This window comes from Rhodopseudomonas parapalustris, from assembly GCF_053772255.1.
Genome location: NZ_JAMKBZ010000045.1, coordinates 1 through 21,301 on the forward strand (window position 1 = coordinate 1; position 21,301 = coordinate 21,301).

Annotated in this window: 19 protein-coding genes and 1 tRNA gene; 13 read left to right on the plus strand and 7 right to left on the minus strand. The window is 64.2% G+C overall.

The annotated features are described in order from the left end of the window. Window positions 1–246 precede the first annotated feature (246 nt). Window positions 247–2,010 carry a sensor domain-containing diguanylate cyclase gene (locus tag M9H71_RS23950; protein ID WP_455407368.1) on the plus strand — a complete coding sequence of 588 codons (1,764 nt, stop codon included), beginning with the start codon at window positions 247–249 and terminating at the stop codon, window positions 2,008–2,010. Between the two features lie 40 nt (window positions 2,011–2,050). Here M9H71_RS23950 and M9H71_RS23955 read toward each other — a convergent pair whose 3' ends face one another. Both M9H71_RS23955 and M9H71_RS23960 read right to left on the minus strand, forming a co-directional pair. Further along, complete coding sequence (locus M9H71_RS23955; RefSeq protein ID WP_455407369.1) at window positions 2,051–2,899, minus strand: SDR family NAD(P)-dependent oxidoreductase; 849 nt, start codon at window positions 2,897–2,899, stop codon at window positions 2,051–2,053. Window positions 2,900–3,093: 194 nt separating this feature from the next. Beyond that, complete coding sequence (locus tag M9H71_RS23960; protein WP_455407370.1) at window positions 3,094–4,209, minus strand: beta-ketoacyl-ACP synthase III; 1,116 nt, start codon at window positions 4,207–4,209, stop codon at window positions 3,094–3,096. Between the two features lie 294 nt (window positions 4,210–4,503). On the opposite strand from M9H71_RS23960, the gene M9H71_RS23965 reads away from it, so the two are divergent. After that, window positions 4,504–4,845 (plus strand): cupin, encoded by a 342-nt coding sequence (locus M9H71_RS23965; protein WP_455407371.1) that lies wholly within the window; start codon window positions 4,504–4,506, stop codon window positions 4,843–4,845. Between the two features lie 209 nt (window positions 4,846–5,054). Continuing rightward, on the plus strand, window positions 5,055–5,618 hold the full coding sequence (locus M9H71_RS23970) for a type 1 glutamine amidotransferase domain-containing protein (RefSeq protein ID WP_455407372.1): 564 nt from the start codon (window positions 5,055–5,057) through the stop codon (window positions 5,616–5,618). Between the two features lie 190 nt (window positions 5,619–5,808). On the opposite strand, the gene M9H71_RS23975 is transcribed toward M9H71_RS23970, so the two are convergent. Beyond that, complete coding sequence (locus M9H71_RS23975) at window positions 5,809–6,180, minus strand: hypothetical protein (protein ID WP_455407373.1); 372 nt, start codon at window positions 6,178–6,180, stop codon at window positions 5,809–5,811. Between the two features lie 242 nt (window positions 6,181–6,422). On the opposite strand from M9H71_RS23975, the gene M9H71_RS23980 reads away from it, so the two are divergent. After that, window positions 6,423–7,241, plus strand: a complete 819-nt coding sequence (locus M9H71_RS23980; protein ID WP_455407374.1) for a lytic murein transglycosylase — start codon at window positions 6,423–6,425, stop codon at window positions 7,239–7,241. Between the two features lie 30 nt (window positions 7,242–7,271). On the opposite strand, the gene M9H71_RS23985 is transcribed toward M9H71_RS23980, so the two are convergent. Further along, window positions 7,272–7,985 carry a flagellar hook capping FlgD N-terminal domain-containing protein gene (locus M9H71_RS23985; RefSeq protein ID WP_455407375.1) on the minus strand — a complete coding sequence of 238 codons (714 nt, stop codon included), beginning with the start codon at window positions 7,983–7,985 and terminating at the stop codon, window positions 7,272–7,274. 12 nt (window positions 7,986–7,997) lie between these two features. Beyond that, window positions 7,998–9,578, minus strand: coding sequence for a flagellar hook-length control protein FliK (locus tag M9H71_RS23990; RefSeq protein ID WP_455407376.1), 1,581 nt, complete (start codon window positions 9,576–9,578; stop codon window positions 7,998–8,000). Between the two features lie 310 nt (window positions 9,579–9,888). On the opposite strand from M9H71_RS23990, the gene mnmA reads away from it, so the two are divergent. The 4 genes from mnmA to M9H71_RS24010 all read left to right on the plus strand — a co-directional run bounded on the left by mnmA (window position 9,889) and on the right by M9H71_RS24010 (window position 12,320). Then, on the plus strand, window positions 9,889–11,082 hold the full coding sequence (gene mnmA, locus M9H71_RS23995) for a tRNA 2-thiouridine(34) synthase MnmA (RefSeq protein ID WP_455407377.1): 1,194 nt from the start codon (window positions 9,889–9,891) through the stop codon (window positions 11,080–11,082). Between the two features lie 19 nt (window positions 11,083–11,101). Continuing rightward, on the plus strand, window positions 11,102–11,740 hold the full coding sequence (locus M9H71_RS24000; RefSeq protein WP_164605636.1) for a class I SAM-dependent methyltransferase: 639 nt from the start codon (window positions 11,102–11,104) through the stop codon (window positions 11,738–11,740). Between the two features lie 45 nt (window positions 11,741–11,785). Beyond that, entirely contained in the window at window positions 11,786–12,127 is a 342-nt protein-coding gene (locus M9H71_RS24005; protein ID WP_455407378.1) for a hypothetical protein, read from the plus strand. A 116-nt stretch (window positions 12,128–12,243) separates the two neighbouring features. Next, a tRNA-Met gene (locus M9H71_RS24010) sits at window positions 12,244–12,320 on the plus strand. Window positions 12,321–12,435: 115 nt separating this feature from the next. On the opposite strand, the gene M9H71_RS24015 is transcribed toward M9H71_RS24010, so the two are convergent. Continuing rightward, window positions 12,436–12,798: a DNA-binding protein gene (locus M9H71_RS24015; protein ID WP_455407379.1), complete on the minus strand. Its 363-nt coding sequence runs from the start codon at window positions 12,796–12,798 to the stop codon at window positions 12,436–12,438. A gap of 133 nt (window positions 12,799–12,931) precedes the next feature. Here M9H71_RS24015 and M9H71_RS24020 point away from each other — a divergent pair, with 133 nt between their 5' ends. The 3 genes from M9H71_RS24020 (at window position 12,932) to M9H71_RS24030 (ending at window position 19,474) form a co-directional block, all read left to right on the plus strand. Next, entirely contained in the window at window positions 12,932–13,888 is a 957-nt protein-coding gene (locus M9H71_RS24020) for a hypothetical protein (RefSeq protein ID WP_455407380.1), read from the plus strand. Window positions 13,889–14,117: 229 nt separating this feature from the next. Beyond that, a complete protein-coding gene (locus M9H71_RS24025) occupies window positions 14,118–16,052 on the plus strand; it encodes an N-6 DNA methylase (RefSeq protein ID WP_455407381.1) in 1,935 nt (644 codons plus the stop codon). After that, window positions 16,052–19,474, plus strand: coding sequence for a DEAD/DEAH box helicase family protein (locus M9H71_RS24030; RefSeq protein WP_455407382.1), 3,423 nt, complete (start codon window positions 16,052–16,054; stop codon window positions 19,472–19,474). The genes M9H71_RS24025 and M9H71_RS24030 overlap by 1 nt, the downstream gene beginning before the upstream one ends. Before the next feature lie 47 nt (window positions 19,475–19,521). Here M9H71_RS24030 and M9H71_RS24035 read toward each other — a convergent pair whose 3' ends face one another. Beyond that, entirely contained in the window at window positions 19,522–19,758 is a 237-nt protein-coding gene (locus tag M9H71_RS24035; RefSeq protein WP_455407383.1) for a helix-turn-helix transcriptional regulator, read from the minus strand. 86 nt (window positions 19,759–19,844) lie between these two features. On the opposite strand from M9H71_RS24035, the gene M9H71_RS24040 reads away from it, so the two are divergent. Together M9H71_RS24040 and M9H71_RS24045 are read left to right on the plus strand one after the other, a co-directional pair. After that, window positions 19,845–20,735, plus strand: coding sequence for a hypothetical protein (locus tag M9H71_RS24040; RefSeq protein WP_455407384.1), 891 nt, complete (start codon window positions 19,845–19,847; stop codon window positions 20,733–20,735). A 157-nt stretch (window positions 20,736–20,892) separates the two neighbouring features. Continuing rightward, the gene (locus M9H71_RS24045) at window positions 20,893–21,189 is read left to right on the plus strand and encodes a hypothetical protein (protein ID WP_455407385.1); all 297 of its coding nucleotides are present in this window, start codon (window positions 20,893–20,895) and stop codon (window positions 21,187–21,189) included. Window positions 21,190–21,301: the final 112 nt, after the last annotated feature.

The window sequence follows — 21,301 nt, forward strand, 5'->3', positions numbered from 1 at the left end:
CTCGCTTCATCAGTCCGTCCTCATAAGGGCCGGACTCTAACTCCAACTGGAGGAAAAATTCAGGGGCAGGTCAGTGGACATCTCCGGTTGATCCAGCGGCGATCGATGATCGACACGATCGGCACCACAAGGTGAACCATTAGTGAAGCATTCAGATCTGAATTGTATGTGGTTTATTCGGCGCAGCCGCGTTGGGCGGTCGCTCGGAACGGCGGCTTGTTTCGGCGGGAGATGACACGAAGCCTGATGCGCGGTCTCTGGAATCAGATTGCCACCAGCCTCAAGACGCGGTTTCTGGTCGTCACCGTCTGCGTGTTCGGGCTAGTCGCTGTGCCGGCCTATGTCGCGTTCGAATTCCTGACCCGTAAGACCGTGGTCGCGCTCGGCACTTTGTTCGCCGAGAAGCAGGTGTTGTTCGACCGCTACCGCGGCCTCGAGGCGCTGATCCGGGAGGTGTCGCTGGCCGAGACGGTCGCCCGCTCACCGGCGGTGCGCGACTGGGCCCGCGACGAGGCCGACCCCGACAAGGCCAAGCGCGGGCTGGCCGAGCTCGAGCACTACCGACTGTCGTTTCACGACAAGAGCTATTTCTTCGTCGTCGACCAGTCCGGCAATTACTACTTCAACGACGCCAAGAACGACTATTACGGCAACCAGCTTCGCTATCAGGTCAAGCGCGACAATCCGCGCGACGGCTGGTATTTCAAGACGATCGCGGCCGGACAGCCCTGCCAGCTCAATGTCGACCGCGACGACAATCTCGCCGTCACCAAAGTCTGGATCAACTGCGTCATTGCAGAGCAGGGCCGGATTCTCGGCGTGATCGGCACCGGCGTCGACCTCACCGAATTCATCCGCGAGGTGGTGGCGCTGCCGCAGACCGGCGTCACCAGCATGTTCGTCGATCATTCCGGCGCCATCCAGGCCCATCGCGATCCGGGGATGGTCGATTTCCACAGTCTCACCAAGGACACCAAGACCAAGAAGACGATCTTCCAACAGGTCGACAGTCCCGCCGATGCCGCCGAACTTGCCGCGATGATGCGCCGCGTCTCCGCCGGCCCTGCGGCGGTCGAATCGCGCTTCATGAACATCGGGGGGCGCGAGTTCCTGGTCGGTGTCGGCTATCTCGATCAGCTCGGCTGGTTCAACGTGACGCTGATGGACATCGACGCCATCATTGATCGCCGCTTGTTCACCCCGATCGCGTTGTTGCTGATCGTGATGATGACGGCGGCGGTCGCGCTCGTCACCATTCTGTTCCGCCGGGTTGTGCTCGATCGGCTCGCCACCGTCGAGGCGGCGGCGCGGCGGGTCGAAGACGGCGACTTCGACCATATCGTCGTCGACCAGGGCAGCGACGAGATCGGCCGGCTATCGCGCACCTTGTCGGGCATGGCGCACGCCGTGCGCGACCACACCCGCGTGCTCGAGGATCTGGTCGACGAGCGGACCGAGAAGCTGCGGCGTCTCGCCAATATCGATCTCTTGACCGAGATTCCCAACCGTCGGGGTTTCACCCAGGTGTTGGAGCAGTGGCTGGCGCAGTCGCCATTGGCGCCGCGATCGGGCGGGCTGCTGCTGATCGATCTCGACAACTTCAAGGACGTCAACGACGTGTTCGGCCATCTGGCCGGCGATCGGCTGCTGTGCGAAACCGCGCGGCGGCTCGCGCCGCTGCTCACCGAGCGGGACACCTGCGCCCGCTGGGGCGGCGACGAGTTCGTCGTGCTGGTCGAGGATCGCGATGCGGACGGCCTGCGGGCGCTGTGCGCGCGCATGGTCGCCGCGATGAACGCCGCGCCGATCCGCTCCGACGACGGGCAGGACATCGCGCTGACGGTTTCGATCGGCGCCTGCCGGGTGGCATCGGGCAGCTCGATCGACGCCGCCTTTGCGGAGGCCGATGCGGCGCTCTACGCCGCCAAGCGCGCCGGCCGCAACCGGTTCGTGCTGTTCGACTCCGGCGCCGGCTCGGCGGTTGGCGCGGTGGTGACGGCGCAGGCTTGAGCCGGCATGCGCCTCAGGACGACGCTGGCGCCGTGGCTTGTTACTTCCCCTCGACGAACGCCGTGAAGGCATCCGCCCAGGCCGGATGCCAGCGCGACAGCGCGGGCCTGTTCTCGATGATGTCGCCGGCGGCCCAGGCGATGCGGCGTTCGTCGAGGCTGCGGGGCACGTCGTTGTCCGGGCACAGGATGTAGAAGTCGCGCGCCGCTAGCCGCTCCAACATGAAGTCGACGGTCTGTTCGGCGGTCCACGCGCCGGCGGGCTTCTCGGTGCGGCCGCGCGCGGTCAGCGCCGTGAAGACGAAGCCGGGGATCAAGAGATGCGCGGTCACCGCACAGCCTTCGGTGTTGCGCAGCTCGTGCGCCAGCGCTTCGGTATAGGCCTTCACGCCGGCCTTGGAGACGTTGTAGGCCGGGTTGCCCGGCGGCGTGGTGATGCCCTGCTTGGAGCCGGTGTTGATGATCATTCCCGCCCGGCCGCGGGCGATGATCGCGGGCGCGAAGATCTGCGAACCGTGGATCACGCCCCACAGATTGACGCTGAGGATGCGCTCGTAGGCCGCGCGCGGGCCGAGCGCGGTGCTCGGCGGCTCGATGCCGGCATTGTTCATCAGCACGTCGACGCCGCCGAACCGCGCCGTCACCGCGGCGCGCAGCGCTTCGAGCTGGTCGGGGTCGGAAACGTCGGTTTCCTTGGACAGCACGTCATCGGAGCTGCCGGCGACCTGCGCCAGCAGCTCGGCGGCGCGGGCGAGATGATCGGCGTTCAGATCCGCGATCGCCACCTTCATCCCGGCCTGCAGGAACCGCTTGGCGGCGGCGAATCCGATCCCCGAAGCGCCGCCGGTGACGACGGCGACCTGGTCGCGAGCGATGGCGGGATGCGACATGGTGGTCTCCTCGAGGCGAATGGCGATGCCCGGGAGATAGGCGCAACGGCGGCGGACGCAAGTCGGCGGGACGTGCGGGCTTTGATCGTCATTGCGAGCGCAGCGAAGCAATCCAGCGGCGCCGTACACCTGTCTTCTGGCTTGCTTCGTCGCTGCGCGCCTCCCGATGACGGGGAGATGGCGCGGTGAGCTTGTTACCGCTTCTGCACGAACACCGTGCCGGCCGAGTAGCCGGCGCCGAACGAGCAGATCAGGCCGAGGTCGCCTTGCGCCATGTCGTCCTGATGCTTGTGGAAGGCGATGATCGAGCCGGCCGACGAGGTGTTGGCGTAATCGTCGAGGATGATGACGTTCTCGTCGCGAGTCGGATCGCGGCCCAGCACCTTGCGACCGATGATCTCGTTCATGTTGATGTTGGCCTGGTGCAGCCACATCCGCTTCAGCCCGTGCGGATCGATGCCGATCTCGCGGGCGTGCTCGATGATCATCTCTGACACCAGCGGCACCACTTCCTTGAACACCTTGCGGCCCTGCTGCACGAACAGCTTGTCGACATTGTCGCGCCCCTCGGGCCAGGCGCGGTTGAGGAAGCCGGCGTTGTTGCGGATGTTGTTGGAGAACTGCGTCTTCAGCTTGGTGCCGAGGATCGACCAGCCACCTTGCGCATCGTCGGCGCGCTCGACGATCGCCGCGGTGGCGACGTCGCCGAAGATGAAGTGACTGTCGCGGTCGCGGAAGTTGAGATGGCCGGAGCAGATCTCCGGATTGACCATCAGCACCGCATCGACCGAGCCGCCGCCGACGAAATCCGCCGCGGTCTTTAGCCCGAAGGTCGCCGACGAGCAGGCGACGTTCATGTCGAACGCGAAGCCGCCGAGGCCCAGCGCGTTCTGCACCTCGATCGCCATCGCCGGATACGCGCGCTGCATGTTGGAGCAGGCGCACAGCACCGCGCCGATCCGCTCGCGCGGCTTGCCCCAGCGTTCGATTGCCTGTTCGGCCGCGGTCACCGCCATCTCGGCGAGGATCGACAATTCGTCGTTGGAGCGCTCCGGAATGATCGGCCGCATCACCTCCGGATCGATGATCCCCGGCTTCGCCACCACGTAGCGGGACTTGATACCCGAGGCCTTCTCGATGAATTCCGAGGACGACGGCGCCAGCGGCTCGATCTCGCCGGCCTCGATCCGCGCCTTGTTGGCCGCGTTGAAGTTGGCCACATAGCTGTTGAACGCCTCCACCAGCTCGGCATTGGAGACGCTGTCGGGCGGGGTGTAGAGGCCGGTCGCGGCAATGACGGCAGGGCGCACGGAAAGCTCCAGGCTCAGTGGCTGAGTGAGGACCGCCGGCCAAGCGATCCGCCGCGCCCTACCGGTATCCGACGCCGTTTCGTCCGCGTCGGCTTTGACGTCGGACAAAAGGCGGAACTCGGTCGCATCGTCCGTTGGTCGGGAGCGGCGGCCGGCGGGCGGGGCGCGCGGGCATCTCGGCCGGCGCGGGCAAAAGCGGTATGAAACGCCGCGCGGCGAAACACAAGCGCGGAACGCAAGACCGATGGCGGCGGCCGCCGATCCGCGCCAAATTCCGCAGTGAGGATGAAAATCATGGACCTAAACAGCGGACACCTGCTGCGCGCGCTGCCGCCTGCCGGCCCCGACGAAGTACTGGACACCCTGCTGGCCCGCGGCGGCGTCCGCATCGAGCGCATCATTTCGTTCGGCCAGTCGAGCCCGGACGGGTTCTGGTACGATCAGGACGAGGACGAGTTTGTCGTGCTGCTCGCCGGCGCCGCCGTGCTGCGGTTCGAAGACGGCGACCGCACGCTCGACCTCACCCCCGGCACCTGGATCGACATCCCGGCGCACTCCCGCCACCGCGTCGAAGCCACAGCGGCCGATCAGGCGACGGTGTGGCTGACGGTGTTCTGGCCGGCGGCGGTGAAATAACTCACGCGCCCGATGATGCTCGGCGCTTGCGTCGCCGATAGCGAGCTACCAACCAATCGTCGGCATCGATCGCGTGATGGGTCGCCGAGGGAACCCGGCGACGGGTGACCTTCGTGGGGTGTTCCCTGTCGTGTGTTGTTCCCTGCGGAACGATCGCTCTTGCATGCGATTACTCAGCGGGGCGTTCAAGAACAGCATGGAGAGCAATCATGGCAGGCCAAATCGATGGCAAGCGCGTCGCTATTCTCGCCACCAACGGTTTCGAACAGTCGGAACTCGAAGTGCCGCGCGATCGGCTGAAGGCGGCCGGCGCGCAGGTCGATATCGTGTCGCCGGAACAGGGCGAGATCAAAGGTTGGAGCGGCAAGGATTGGGGCCGGCCGGTGAAGGTCGACAAGCAGCTCTCGGCGGTGAAGGCCGACGATTACGACGCGATCGTGCTGCCCGGCGGCCAGATCAATCCGGACCTGCTGCGCGTCAATCAGGATGCGCTGAAATTGATCAAGTCGTTCTTCGACGCCGGTAAGACCGTGGCGGCGGTATGCCATGCGCCGTGGCTGCTGATCGACACCGGCATCGCCAAGGGCCGCAAGATGACGTCCTACAACTCGATCAAACAGGACGTGATCAACGCCGGCGCCAAATGGGAGGACTCCGCGGTTGTCACCGACAACGGCGTCATCACCTCGCGCAACCCGGGCGACCTCGAGGCATTCTCGGCCAAGATCATCGAGGAGATGCGCGAGGGTAAGCACCAGCGCCGCGCGGCGTGATCCGCGGGATGTGACGACGGCGTTCAGCCGCTGTTTCGCCACGGTGATCCGCGACAGTTCCGGTCACCGAACAAACAACCGCGCCGGTGGTTCACCGGCGCGGTTTTGATGCGAGAGGAGCCGCGATGGCGCGAGCCGTGCGGATCGGAATAGGCGGGGAGGCGGTGCCGGAATGCGCCGCGCGGCAGGTTCAGCGCAGGTGGTCGCGCCGCATCGAGCGGGCGCCGTGCTCGGCACGCACCGGGATCGCCTTGGCGCCGGGGATCAGATCGATCGGCAGCGTCAGCTTCCGGCCACCGTTGCCGCCGCCGCGCAGATCGGTCCCCATCGCCATGATCGCCGAGCCCATCGCCGCCGAGCCGAAGGTGATCACGAAGCCGAACAGAAGCAGGCCGAGCGCGGTGCCCGGCGAGTCGTCGGCAAAGATCAGGTCGCGCAGATGGCCAGGATTGAGATACAGAAGCCCGCCGAGCAGCAGCGCCGCGATCATCACGCCGATCGCCAGATTGATCGCCAGAAGGCGAAACAGTGGGTGGCCCTTGAGGATGCCTCGGCGCGGCATTGCGTTGATCCCTTCATTGGCAAGGTCCCGTCGGCGTGGTGCCAGCGGCCGGATGCGGGGGCGATGAATTCTCAAGATGAATTCTCAAGACAAGATATGGCGCTGTTGGTCCCGCCTCGCAACCGCAAGCATGAAATGTTAGATTCGCGGGATTGTCATAGCAATACGCATCAATACGCATTCCGTGCCGGTCCTCGCTCCGTCCTGCCCCCCGTTCTGCTTTGCTTGGAGATGAAATTCAGATGTTGAAGCTGCGCCTTGCTCTCGTCACCTGCGCCCTCGGCGGCGCGTTACTCGCCACCGCGCCGGCGGAAGCCGCCCGCTGCGGCGGCGACTTCAACAGCTTTATCGCCAGCTTCTCCGCCGAGGCGGCGCAGTCCGGCATCTCCCAGAGCGTGATCTCGCAGGCGCTCGGCGGCGTCACCGAGGATGCCGCGGTGCTGGCGTTCGATCGCCGCCAGCGCGGCACCTTCAACAAGAGCTTCGAGCAGTACGTCTCCACCCGGGTCGGCGCCGGCCGCATCAAGGCCGGCCGCGCGATGCTGATGCGCCATGCCTCGCTGCTGTCGCGGATCGAGCGCCAGTTCGGCGTGCCGCCACAGATCCTGGTCGCAATCTGGGGGCTCGAGACCGATTACGGCAAGGGCGATATGGGCAAGCTGCCGGTATTCCGAGTGCTGGCGACGCTGGCGCACGATTGCCGCCGCACCGACCTGTTCCAGGGCGAGCTTTCGGCCGCGCTGCAGATCGTGCAACGCGGCGACCTGACGCTGCGCGACATGGTCGGCGCCTATGCGGGCGAGATCGGCCAGACCCAGTTCCTGCCGTCGTCCTACATCAAGTACGGCGTCGACTACGACGGTAACGGCCACGTCGACCTGCGCCACAGCGTGCCGGACGTGCTGGCCTCGACCGCCAATCTGCTCAAGACCGCGGGCTGGAAGGCCGGCGGCTCCTACGAAGAGGGGACGGCGAATTTCGAGGCGATGCGCGAGTGGAACCGCGCGCTGGTGTATCGCAAGACGATCGCTTACTTCGCCGACAAGCTGATCTCGCAGTGAGCGCCCGGCCGGCCCGGGCGCTCGGTCTCGTCACATCGCGGTGGCGCTGCCGTTCGCCCGGACCAGTCTGTTGATCTGATCGAGCGTGAAGGTCTGGCTGCCGATCGACAGTTTCGGCGGGGTCTGGGTGAGGTCGACGGCGTCGATCGTGCCCTGGATCTGCATTGAGACGGTGGCGGTCTTGCCCGATGAGTCGGTGGCGACGATCGACAGCTTGTAGTTGCCGTCCGGCCATTGGGTGCCGTCGTTGCCGCGGCCGTCCCACGCGAACGCCTGATCCTTGCCGGCATTGATCGTGAACTTGCCGGAGTACACGGTCTGGCCGGTATCGCTCTCGATCGACACCTGCGCGCTGACCGGCTTGTCGGTCGACAGCGACCACGTCGCCTTACCGCCGGTCAACTGCGTCTTGCTGCCGTCGACAACCGCGTTGGCGCCGACCAGGCTCATCGCCTGCGTGGCCTGCGCGGAGGTCTGCAACTGCACCAGAGAGCTCAGCGCCTCGTTGGACTTGAGCTGCTGTTCGATGCCGGCGAACTGGACGAGCTGTTGCGTGAACTGGTTGGTGTCCAGCGGGTCCATCGGGTTCTGGTTCTTGAGCTGCGTCGTCAGCAGCGTCAGGAAGGTCTGGAAATTGTCGGCGATCCCCGACGTCGTGCTGGTCTTCGACTTCGCGCTGTCGGCCGAATAGTTCGGGTTCGGGGCCGAGTACGGTGTAGTCGCAGTCGAGTAATCCACGGACATGCGCGTTGCTCCTCAGATCCGAATATCGACGCCGCTGCTCGCACCGAGCATGCGGCCATAGCCACGGCCCGGGCTCGCCGCGGGCGGAAGTTCGTCCTGGCTGATCACCAGCCGCTGCGGCTGTCGGCCGCTCTCCTGGTGCTGGCCCTGCTGCCCGGACGAGGACTGGTCGCGCAGGCTGAACTGAAGGCCGCCATTTCCGGTTTTCAGGCCGGCGTCGTCGAGCGCGCGCTGCAACTGGGTCTGGTCCTGCCGCAACATCTGCAGCGTCTCGGGCTTCTCCACCGTCAGATGCGAGGTTACCCGGCCGTGGCGGTCGACATCGATCCGCACGTCGATGCGGCCGAGCTCGGCCGGATCGAGCCGGATGTCGAACCGGGTCGCTCCGCCTTTCGCCCGGGTGGCGATTTCGACCGCGAGACCTTCGACCGGCACCGGCGTGTTGGCGGCGTTCGTTGCGGTGAGCTGCGACGCCGCTGCGGCGTTGATGCCGCCGTTGGCTGCCGGTTGCAGATGCTGAGGCACGGCGATCGGCGTCTGCGGCAGCAGAGTGCTGGCATCGGCCTGCGCCTGGGGCTGCGGTAGCGTGGCGTCCGGCTTCTGCTGCGCGGTGCCGGCCTTCGACGCGGTCTCGTCGCCGGCCGCGGCGAGCGCTTGAGCGAGCTTCGCTTCGCCGGCCGGACGCCCATCGGGCGTCGTCTGGCCGGAGGGCGACGGCAGCGGCGTCCCCGTGGTGGCGTTCCCGGTCGCCGCCTGAGCCGATGCCTCTGGCGTGGTCGTCGCGGCGGGCTTGGTCTCGCCCTTGCCGTCGGTCTTCGCGGTCGCGTCGGTCTTCGCCGTGGCCTTGCCGCCGCTGGCCTGCGCCGCGAGAGCCGCGAGCTTGGGATCGGCCGCCATGCCGGTCTGGGTCGTCTCGGCGGTCGCGGACTGATCGGCGGTGCCGGTTTGCGTGGCCGTCGTGCCGGTCTCGCCGGTGGCCTTGGCCTTCAGCGCTGCTGCTGCGGCGATCGCCAGCGGCGTGCCGCTCGACCCGCCGGCCACATCGGTCTCGGCGGTCGGCGTGGTGGTCGTGGTGTCGATCTTGGCCGCGATCAGCGCGGCGGCGTCGGCGGTGATCGTCACCTCCGGTGTGGCACTGGCATCCTTGCTATCCGTCTGGTCAGCACTGTTCTTCGTATCGCCGTCCGTCGCGGCATCCGCAGATTTTCCATCCTTGGACGGTTTGCTGTCGTCGGTCTTGCCGCTCGTGGCGTTCGACTGGTCGGTGCCGCCTGCATCGTCGGCCTTGGCATCCGGTTTGGCCGCGGCCTGATCGGTGGGCGCGGCGTTATCGGCGCGGCGGGAATTGTCGCTGGCGTCGCGGGCGCGAGGACGGTCGGCTGCGTCACTGTGGGAGCTGCGATTGTCCGCAGCACCGCGCGAGGGTCGGGGGTCCGATTTCGCCGGTGAGGAGCTGGCCCTGTCATAGGCCGCGGTATTGCTGTCCACGAGCGCGGCGAAATTATCCGTATGTGGCGACCGTTCCGGTCGCGCCGACGCGCGGGGCGGCGGGGCGGGCTGGCTGGCTGCGACGTCTGGCGATGCGTTGACCACGGCAATCTCTCACTCTTCAGTCGAAATCTCCTTCAGCAAGGACCGGGCCAAATAAAAAGGTTAGGAAATTCAATCAACTAGTTTGCGCCCGAGACGACTGGAACCGGCCGTGGCCGCGCGATTCTTGCCGCAGCGGCAGAATTTGCCGCGAGCCCGGCCCGCAAAACCAGTCGGCTGTGATTGCGCCCCCGGGATGCGGCCTATATTAAAAGCAGGCCTCACCGAGGTTCGCGGAATTGGCACTGCCGCTTCCGGACAATGCGGAAGGATGACCGTGCGGCACCGCCGGTCGCAGCTCATGACTGAACCAATGCTCAACAGTCTGGATCTCGAAGGCCGGCCGCAGGATACCCGCGTCGTGGTCGCGATGTCCGGTGGCGTGGATTCCTCGGCGACCGCTGCGCTGCTCAAGGCGCAGGGCTACGACGTCGTCGGCATCACGCTGCAGCTCTACGATCACGGCGCCGCGACCCATCGCAAGGGCGCCTGCTGCGCCGGCCAGGACATTCACGACGCCCGCGCCGTCGCCGAGCGGATTGGGATTCCTCACTACGTGCTCGACTACGAGAGCCGGTTTCGCGAGTCGGTGATCGACAGCTTTGCCGACAGCTACGCCTCCGGCGAGACGCCGGTGCCGTGCATCGAGTGCAATCGCTCGGTCAAGTTTCGCGATCTGCTCGCCACCGCCCGCGAGCTCGGCGCCTCGGCGCTGGCGACCGGTCACTACGTGTCGTCGCGGCGGCTTGCTGACGGTTCGCGCGCGCTGGTGTGCGCCGCCGATCGCGACCGCGATCAGAGCTACTTCCTGTTCGCCACCACCCGCGAGCAGCTTCAATTCCTCCGTTTTCCGCTCGGGGACATGACCAAGCCGCAGACCCGCGAGCTGGCGCGGCAGTTCGGCCTGTCGGTCGCCGACAAGCACGACAGCCAGGACATCTGCTTCGTCCCGACCGGGCGCTATACCGACGTGGTCGAGCGGCTGAAGCCGAATGCGATGGAGCCGGGCGACATCGTCGATGTCGACGGCCGCGTGCTCGGCCAGCATCCCGGCATCGTGCACTTCACCGTCGGCCAGCGTCGCGGTCTCGGCATCGCGTCGCGCTCGCCGCTGTACGTGCTGCGGCTCGATGCGGCGCGGCGGCAGATCGTGGTCGGGCCGCGCGAGGCACTGCTGATGGACCGCATCGTGCTGCGCGACATCAACTGGATCGGCGACGGCGCGCTCGACGACGTGATCGGCGACGGTCTCGAGCTGTTCGTCCGTGTGCGCTCGACGCGGGCGCCGCAGCCGGCCTGGCTGCGCGCCGCGAACGGCGGCTACGAGGTCGAACTCGTGGTCGGCGAGGAGGGCGTGTCGCCGGGGCAAGCCTGCGTGTTCTATGACGCGGCCGAGGGCCAGGCGCGCGTGCTCGGCGGCGGCTTCATCAAGAGCGCTGCGCCGCGCCGGTTCGAAGGCGGGCGCGAGCAAATCGAGGCGCCGGCGCTGGCCGCCGTGCGCGGCTAAGGACATTTCGGGGCAAGATATGGCGAACGACATCGATCGCGCGGGCGTGGCGAAGGCCTATGCGCGCTGGGCGCCGATTTACGATCTGGTTTTCGGCAAGGTATTCGACAGCGGCCGGCAATCGACCATTGCGGTGGCAGATGCGATCGGCGGGCGGGTGCTCGACGTCGGCGTCGGCACCGGGCTGTCGCTGTCGGATTATTCGAAGACCACGCGGCTGTGCGGCGTCGATATTTCCGAGCCGATGCTGCGCAAGGCCCACGAGCGCGTCCGCACGCTGAACCTCAGCAACGTCGACGTGCTGGCCGTGATGGACGCCAAGAACCTGGCGTTCCCGGAAAACCACTTCGACGCTGTCGTGGCGCAATACGTCATCACCGCGGTGCCGGACCCTGAAGCCACGCTCGACGATTTCGTCCGCGTGCTGAAGCCGGGCGGGGAGCTGATCCTGGTCAACCACATCGGCGCCGAGAGCGGCCCGCGCAAACTGTTCGAACTGGCGTTCTCGCCGATCGCGCGCCGGCTCGGCTGGCGGCCGGAGTTCCCGTGGGCGCGTCTGGTGAACTGGGCGGCGCGTCATGGCGGGGTGGAACTGGCCGAGCGTCGGCCGATGCCGCCGATGGGCCATTTCTCCCTGATCCGCTATCGCAAACTGTGACCTCTCGCCGCCGGAACGCGGCGCGGGCCGGCACGTTGTCCGGGTATGATGTCGAGAATCACCATCGCTGCTGCCGGGTGTTTGGTTTTGGCGTCCGCACCGGCGGTCGCTCAGGCGCCGCCCAAGTCGACGACCACCGCCCCGCCGGCCGCCACCGCATGTGCCCCGCATCCGGGAACCGCCAATCCGCCCGGCACGGCTGCGCCGGGCGCGACCACCGGGCAGACTCAGCCGCTCGGTGAGAAACTGGCGAAAACCGACGGCGTGCTTTGCCCGCCGACCGGGATCGATCCGGAAATCCGCGCGGACGCCCCGGATGTCGGCACCATGCGGGTGATTCCTCCGCCGGGCACTCCGGGCGGCGATCCGACGGTGCGCCCAAAATAGCCGAAGCCCATAGTTTTCCCGCCCGGTTCGGCATTGCTTGACACGGCAACCCGTGCCTCCTTATATGCCGCGCGTTCGCATCGCCTTTGTTCGCAAGGCCGACGGTGGACCACCGTGGCGGGGTAGCTCAGCTGGTTAGAGCACGGGAATCATAATCCTGGGGTCGGGGGTTCAAGTCCCTCTCCCGCTACCACATTCCCAGTAAGTTCTTGAAATTGCAGACCTCGGCCGGTCTATACTGCGCCAGAGGGATGTATCATTAATACATCAGCGTAGGTTCGTCCGCAACGTGCGGAAGAACGATAGGCCTAGCTGGCCGTAGCAACCACCGTGGCAGCGCTCTTGGTCGTCGCCTTGCTCATCCCGAAGCTCAGCGGCGGCGTGGTCGACGCGGCTTGCTCGGACGCAGCCCGGGCTTCCTTGCGGGGCCTGCCGCGCTGGCGCTGCTGCTGGCGGTCCTTATCTGCGTTGGCCTGCAGCCGTTTGATCAGGCCCTCGTCCTTGAGCTCCTGGTCCAGGTGCTCGACGAGAGCCTCCACGTCGTGCCGGTCCCGCAGCATCGCGCTCCAGTCCCGACTTGCCACCGCCGCCGCAACGTCGCGCGACAGCGCCTGTTTGGCGTTCTCGAGCTGCTGTTGCAAGGCGGTAACCGCCTCTTGGTAGTTCGCCATTGGATCCTCCTTTCATGGCGCGGGGCACTTCGCCCCTCCCACATGGTCCCATCTTTCCTGCAACTTGCAACCGGCTGCTTGCACTTTTCCGGTTTGTGCCCGAGCGTAGATGTGGACCAACGCGGAGAGAAGCGTGTCTGAGGCAGCCGAAATCAGCAACAGCACCATCGCTCGATACAACGTCGATGCAATTGCGTTCGTCGCCCAGGCTTGCCGCGAGGCGCCGGCAGCCGACTTCGCCGACCTCCCGTACGAAGTTCGCTTGAGCGACGCGGTCGAATGGTTTTCGAGTAGCAATGGGCGTTGGTCGAAAGCCCACATCCGCCGGACCGCGGCGGCCCTGCGGCAACGCGTTGAACTGCTGATTGCGATGGACTATTTCGACCAAAGGACGGGAGACCGGCTGCTCTTTGCGCTTGAACATCAAAGGCCGTCGCCGGCCCAAAAGAGAGCAAAGAAGGGCTATGCGAAGTCGATTAAGCCGAGCGATTTGCGTCGACTGATCGCGTATTTCAAAATTAGAGATGACGAATTTTCAAAATGGATCACTGGGTATATTCTAATTGCTTCGCGTATCGGGTGGCGACCGGGTGAGCTTTTTCTGATTTCTCGTAACGATCAATTTCTCCGAGCCCCGGCGGAAAAGCATTCGAACGGTCGGGGCCTTTTCCCTACCTGTGAAATCGATATCAGTTCGTATCCGACCAAAATCATCCGCGACCTAGACAAATGGATCGTGCAGACGCGCGCGCTGGTCGATGTAAGCTGCATCGGCCGCGTGCTGTCGCGTATGAACAGGCGCATCGAAACCGCGTGCAAGAGCCTCGGCGTCAACCCGATCTCGGCCTACACGCTGCGTCATTTCGCGATTGCCTGCATGAAGGCGAGCGGCTTTTCGCCGGCCGAAATCGCGGTGATCGTCAATCATGCGGCAAGCCGGACCGCGACGGAGCGATATGGAAAGAAGCGCAGCGGCATTCGGAGAGCCAAGAAGATGTTGCGCTTCGACAAAAAACGCCTCGAACAGGTCAGGGACAATGCTCGACCCTTCTCCCCCGCTCTGAAGCTGAGTGCTCCAGCCTTCGGCTGATCGGAATGGCATCCTGGCGCGTCGGCCGAAACCGCCAAGTATGATCAGATAAGTTATTGATTTTACGTGCCGTTGCCCCACACCCAAAGCACTGCCAAGGTAACGTCGGCGTAAATTACGATAATTTAGGACCCGTAGCCGAGCTCCCGCCACGCATCGCAGCCACAACCTCCGGCTTTCCTCCCTTCGCGCCGCCCTCTAAATTCCTCCCCTGACTCGGGGGATTGGAATGCTGACGGGCGAGTTGCGGTCGAAAATCGATAGGGTTTGGGATGCGTTTTGGGCTGGCGGGATTGCCAACCCGATCGAGGTGATCGAGCAGATCACCTATCTGTTGTTCATCCGCGGGCTCGACGAGGCGCACACCCGCGAGGAGAACAAGGCCAACCGGCTGAAGAAGCCGATGGCGCGGCGGATCTTCCCCGAAGGCAAGGACGGCATCGGCAAAAAGGGCGGCGTGGCTTACGAGGACCTGCGCTGGTCGCGGCTGAAGAACCGCGATCCGGCGACGATGTTCGAACTCGTCTCCGAACACGTCTTCCCGTTCCTGCGGACCATGGCCGAGGAAGGCACCGCGCACGCCACCCACATGAAGGGGGCGCGCTTCACCATTCCGACGCCGGCGCTGTTGGCAAAAGTGGTCGACCTGCTCGCCGACATCCCGATGGAGGATCGCGACACCAAGGGCGACCTCTACGAATACATGCTGGCGAAGATCGCCACCGCCGGCCAGAACGGCCAATTCCGCACCCCGCGCCACATCATCGCGCTGATGGTCGAGATGACCGCGCCGACGCCGAAGGACGTGATCGTCGATCCGGCCTGCGGCACCTGCGGCTTCCTGGTCGCGGCCGGCGAATTCTTGCGCGACAATCACCCCAAGCTGTTCCACGACGCCGAGACGCGCGACCACTTCAATCAGGAAATGTTCCACGGCTTCGATTTCGACAGCACCATGCTGCGGATCGGCTCGATGAACATGACGCTGCACGGCGTCGAAGACCCCGACATCCGCTACAAGGATTCGCTCAGCCAGGAGCACGGAGGCGACGCCGAGCGTTACTCGTTGGTGCTCGCTAACCCGCCGTTCACTGGCTCGCTTGACTACGAAACAACCGCGAAGGATCTCATTGCTGAGGTCAAAACGAAGAAGACCGAACTTCTATTTATGGCGCTATTCCTGAAGTTGTTAAAGCCCGGGGGGCGAGCTGCAGTGATCGTTCCCAATGGCGTTCTTGAGAACGATGGTGGCGCCTACGACGTGATCAGGCGAAAGCTCGTTGACGATTGCCAATTGGAAGCGATTGTCTCGTTACCGCATTACGTTTTCAAGCCATACGCTAGCGTCGCCACCTCCATTCTACTTTTCCGCAAAGCGGGAAATACGTCTGGAGTGCTCTACTACAAACTGGAGAATGACGGATTTGGTTCTGGCGCCGACAGAAAACCCCAAGCCGGAAGCGAATTACAATCAATTGCTTCCACGATAAAGAAGCATAGAGCTGGCTCTATTGAAGCCGTCCCCGGGAAGATTGAGGTGGTCCCAAGGCAATTGATCATTGATAACTGCTACGACTTGGCGCCTGCGGTTTATTTGAGTGGCTACCATTTGCCTGCGAATTTGCGAACAAGCCGCCTTGGCGATCTTTTCGATGTAAACAAAGGAAATGCTCCTGCCGCCGAGAGCGGAGGCGGGGATTACGTCTTTGCGACAACGGCCGCAGAACTAAAGCGTCACCACACTTTCGCTTGGGACAATGAGGCCATAATAATTCCAACCGTCTCATCAACCGGACACGGACACGCATCGATAAAGAATATCCACTATGTGAACGGCAAATTCTCTGCAGCGACTATTACGGCCGTTCTCACGCCGAGGGCAGACAAGTCCAACGAAGTCTGTGTTCTCTATGTATATTTTTATCTTCTCACTCACAAAGAACAGGTTCTGGTGCCTCAGATGAGGGGCGCCGCAAATGTGAGTCTGAGCTTGGAAAGAATTCGCAATTTGAGGATTCCGCTGCCCGGTGATCGGCATGCGCAGGAGAAGGCATTGAAAGACCTTGATGCGAAGCGTCGCGAGATTAACGCACTGAACTCTCAATTGGCTTTGCTCCAATCAGAATGGCAAGATGAGCTAATCAGATTTGGCTCTCGATTTTGATGTCCAATTTCGCCTTCCTCTCCGCCGAATTCCCCACCGTGCACGAGGCGGCGGTGGCGGCGGAGCGGCATGCGGCATCCGATCCAACCGCGGCGGCGTTCTTCGCCGGCAAGGCGGTCGAGGTCGCGGTGAAGTGGGCGTTTCGCAGCGACCCCGCGCTGAAGCTGCCGTATCAGGACAACATCGCGGCGCTGCTGCACGAGCCGAGCTTCAAGAGGGCCGCCGGCGAGGCGGTGTTCGCCAAGGCCAAATACATCAACTCGCTACGCAACCGCGCGGTGCACGAGGAGAAGGCGATCAAGCCCGGCGACGCCGCCGGCGCCGTGAAGGAGCTGTTTCAAGTTTGCTTCTGGCTCGCCCGCACCTATGCGCGACAGGCCAAGCCCGACCCGAAGCTCGTCTTCGACGCCGCGGTGCTGACGCGGCGCGACGAGGCGCTGAAGAAGGCGTTCAGCGCCATCAAGGCGCAGCAGGCCGCACTCGACGCCAAGAACGGCGAACTCACCAAGCTGCTTGCCGACAACCAAAATCTCGACGCCAAATTGAAGGAGGTGCGCGCGGAAGTCGCCGCCGCCCGCAAGCAGGCCGAGGCGACGCCGGACGCGCACGACTATGGTGAAGCCGAAACCCGCGATCGCTTCATTGATTACTATCTGCGCGAGGCCGGCTGGGGGCTCGACCAGGAGGACGATCTGGAATTCCGCGTCGAGGGCATGCCGAACGCGGAAGGCATCGGCTTCGTCGACTACGTGCTGTGGGGCGCCGACGGCAAGCCGCTCGGCCTGGTCGAGGCCAAGCGCACCCGCAAGGACGCCCGACAGGGTCAGCAGCAGGCCAAACTCTATGCCGACTGCCTGGAGGCGCGCTTCGGCCAGCGCCCGGTAATCTTCTATTCCAACGGCTACGAGCACTGGATCTGGGACGACACCGGCTACCCGCCGCGGCAGATCGGCGGCTTCTACAAGCGGGACGAGCTGGAGCTATTGATCCAGCGCCGCAGCGGCCGCGCCAAGCTCGCCGAGACCAAGATCAACCTCGCCATCGCCGGCCACAAGCGGCCGTATCAGCAGCGCGCGATCCGCGCCATCGCCAAGCATTTCGAGCAGGACGGCGAGCGCAAGGCGCTGCTGGTGATGGCGACCGGCTCCGGCAAGACGCGGACGGTGATAGCGCTGGTCGACCTGTTGATGCGCGCCGGCTGGGTCAAGCGCGTGCTGTTTCTCGCCGACCGCATCGCGCTGGTGAACCAGGCGACCGGCGCCTTCAAGGCGCATCTGCCGGACTCGGCGCCGGTCAACCTCGTCACCGAGCGCACCAGCGACGGCCGGGTGTTTCTGTCGACCTATCCGACGATGATGAACCTGATCGGCGGCAAGCAGGACGGCAAGGTCAAGTTCGGTCCCGGCCATTTCGACCTGATCGTGATCGACGAGGCGCACCGCTCGGTGTATCAGCGCTACCGCGCGATCTTCGAGTATTTCGACTCGTTCCTGGTCGGGCTGACGGCGACGCCGAAGGACGAGATCGACAAGAACACCTATTCGCTATTCGACCTCGAAGACGGCGTGCCGACCGACGCCTATTCGCTCGACGAGGCGATCGAAGAGGGCGTGCTGGTGCCGCCGGTGGCGATCTCGGTGCCGCTGAAAATCGTCCGCGACGGCCTGCGCTACGACGATCTCAGCGACGACGAGAAGGATCAGTGGGACAGCCTCGAATGGGGCGAGGAGGACATCCCCGACAGCGTCGAGGCCGCCGAGGTCAACAAATGGCTGTTCAACCAGGACACCGTCGACAAGGTGATCGCCCATCTGATGCAGAACGGCGTCAAGGTCGAGGGCGGCGACCGGCTCGGCAAGACAATCGTCTTCGCCAAGAACCAGGCACACGCGCTGTTCATCGAGCAGCGCTTCAACGCGGCCTATCCGTATCTGGCCGGGCATTTCGCCCGCGTCATCACTTATGACAGCGGCCCCTATGCGCAGACGCTGATCGACGATTTTTCCAAGAAGGCCGCCGATCCACACATCGCAATCTCGGTCGACATGCTCGACACCGGCATCGACGTGCCCGAAGTAGTCAATCTGGTGTTCTTCAAGCAGGTGCGCTCCAAGACCAAATTCTGGCAGATGATGGGGCGTGGCACCCGGCTGTGCCCGGACCTGTTCGGCCCCGGCCAGGACAAGGAATTCTTCCGCGTCTTCGACTACTGCCAGAACCTGGAATTCTTCGGCGCCAACCCGGAGCTGAAGGAAGCCAGCGCGGCGAAATCGCTGTCGGAGCGGCTGTTCGCCGCCCGGCTCGATTTGATTGGGGCGCTCGACAGTAAACACGCGAAAGCCGGCGAACTCGCCGAAGCGCCGCAGACGCCCTATCAGGCCGGCGACGATGCGCCGCCGAGCGAGGCCGAGATCCGAGCCGACGCGCTGCATGTGCTGCAGGAAGCGGTCACCGGGCTAAATCCGGACAACTTTATCGTCCGACAGCACCGCCGCACGGTCGAGAAATACGCAAGGCCGGAGAGCTGGGCGACGCTCGACGACCACACCCGCACCGAACTGATCGACGAAATCGCGCCGCTACCCTCGGCGCAGGACCTCGGCGTTGAAGAAGCCAAGCGCTTCGACCTGCTGATGTTCGGACTCGAGCTGGCGCTGCTGAAGACCTCCAAACGCTTCGCCGCGTTGAAGACCCAACTGATCGAGATCGCGTCAGCCCTGGAAGAGCAGACCGGCATCCCGGCGGTCGCCCAGCGCGCCGCGCTGATCGAGGAAATCCAGACCGATCATTGGTGGGAAGGCGTCACCGTCCCGCTGCTCGAACTGGTGCGGCTGCGGCTGCGCGATCTGGTGCCGCACATCGAGCGGTCGAAAAAGGCGGTGGTGTATTCCAACTTTGCCGACGAGATTGGCGACGGCGTCGAGCACGAGCTGCCGCAAGTCGGGGAGGTCGACTTCGCCCGGTTCAAGCGCAAGGCGCGGCACTTCCTCAAGGCCCACGAGGACCATCTCGCGCTTCATAGATTGCGCCATGGCCGTCCGCTGACCGCAACCGACCTGACCGAGCTGGAGAAGATGCTGCTCGACGCCGGGATCGGCGAAGCCGGTGACATCGCGCGCGCCCGCGACGTCAGCCAAGGCTTCGGCCGCTTCGTCCGCTCGCTGGTCGGCCTCGACCGCGCCGCCGTCACCGAAGCCTTTGGCGATTTCCTTGACAGCGGCACCGCATCCGCGGCGCAGATCGAATTCATCAACATGGTGGTCGAGCACCTGACCGACCAGGGCATCATGGACCCGGCGCTGCTCTACGAGCCGCCGTTCACCGACGTCGCGCCGACCGGACCGGACGACCTGTTCGGCGACGACCGGGTGACAAAGCTGTTTTCGAAAATCGAGATGCTGAATGAGAGCGCGGTGGCGTAACTCGCACCTTTAGAAGCCTTTCGCCCGATTCCACCGTCGGATCGGCCCTAGTCCGATTTGGCGAGAGCTCGAATGCCAACTCCGATATCGCCATCAAACAGAAACTCAATTCCGAGTTGCTCTAGCGCCGCTTGGACATCGCGCAGCGTTCGATCGTAGGGGATCGACGCGCCTTGCTCGAACGACGCGAGCGTTCGCTTGCTGACCCGAGCCTGCTCCGCAAGCTCTTGCTGCGACAGATTCAGCCAGGCCCGCGCCGCGCGGACTTGTTCTTTGTTAACCATAAGTCTGCTTCTTTGGTGCAGAGTTGCTCTTAATGTGTTTTGCTCCTTTGCGACACGGAAATGAGGGTCGAAGGAGCCCTGGACTAATGAAAGAGATTTTCCCCACCGACACTTCGCCCGCGGCACTCTCCCTGATCGCACGCGATCTCGTCGCGACCGCTTTGGCCGGACAATTTCCCTCCGACCCGCTGATCGATCCCGAACTGTCTCAAGGCATCTCGAAGGTCAGCTCTGTGGTCAAGCGGCACGGACTGCTGCTCCAGACGACCCTGGCGAGGGCTCTTGCGGCGAGTGGGCGTTTCGTCGTCTGGACCGATGTCACCCTCCCGATCACGATGGCGGCTCGCGATCTGCTCGGAGCGAAGAACGCGTGCAAAGACCTCGAGCGCATCCGTCTGCCCGCTGATTCGGATACGGACCGCATGGTGACGCTCGATCTTGCCGTTGTCGACCCGGAGGCCGGTTGGGCAGGGACGTTCGAAATCAAGCGCGGCAACGGAGCGACTGAAACGCGGAAGCGGCAGCCGATCGAACAAGCCCTCGTGGGCAGCCGATTGGTGCTTCGCTCGTTCTTGGAAAAGCTCGGCTACAGCCGGATCGAGACGGTCACGTCCGCCGTGATCGACTATTATGGTGGAGGTGGCTTCAGCCCGGATCTCACCCTCACGCGCGAGCAACTCGACGAGTATTTTCAGGTCCCGGTCGTAGAAACCGTCGATGCGATGACGGCGGCGCTGCGAGATGCCCTGGAGACCGAATTGCCGCATCTGTTCGGTCCTTATCTGGCGCGCGTCGAGCGCAAGCGGGGCACCGCCGCCGACCTCCCCACCTCCGCGAGCGAAGCAAGCCTCTCGCCTCAAAACGATATTACGCGGCTGCTGCGAGCCCGACCGGTGGGACCGGGCGCGCGGCGTACGAACGGTCCGACCTTCTCGGTGGACGCCGCGAAGCGTGGGGCTCCGACGTCGCATCACTAAGCGGACGTGTTGATCGTCGTTCGACCGACAATCGCCCACCCGGCCCATTCTCCGCAACGAGATCTAACCAACGTGCCTTCGGCGCGATCGGGAGAGTTCTATGTGTACTCCCAAGGCAAACTGTCACAGCTGTCGCAATCAGACTTGCGCGACCGATATGCCGCAGCACTTCTCGTTGGTCGAAGCGAGAAGCGACGCGGCGAACCTCGAATGTGGACCGTACACTTGGTGGCGGGTGTATACTGCGGAACAGACCGTGCCGATGGCGCGCGTGATTGCCGTCGCTCTCGATCGACTGAGTTCTACCGATCCGGACCTCCGGGCAGCGCTGCATGGCGATGTAATCCTGGCGGTCAAGCTTGCGATCAACGAGCAGGGTTCCACGACGCCGTTTGATATCCTCACGGATCTGGTGATGACCGCGCTGATGCGATGCGCACTGAGTCGTCCGTGAACAATTTGGAAGCGGTTGATTTTGTTGGCTGATCGATTGTTGGCAAGTATTCGATTTTGCAGGAAAGCCGCGGGGTGACCGTGGTTTTCTTGCGTTTTGGGATTCTCGTTTG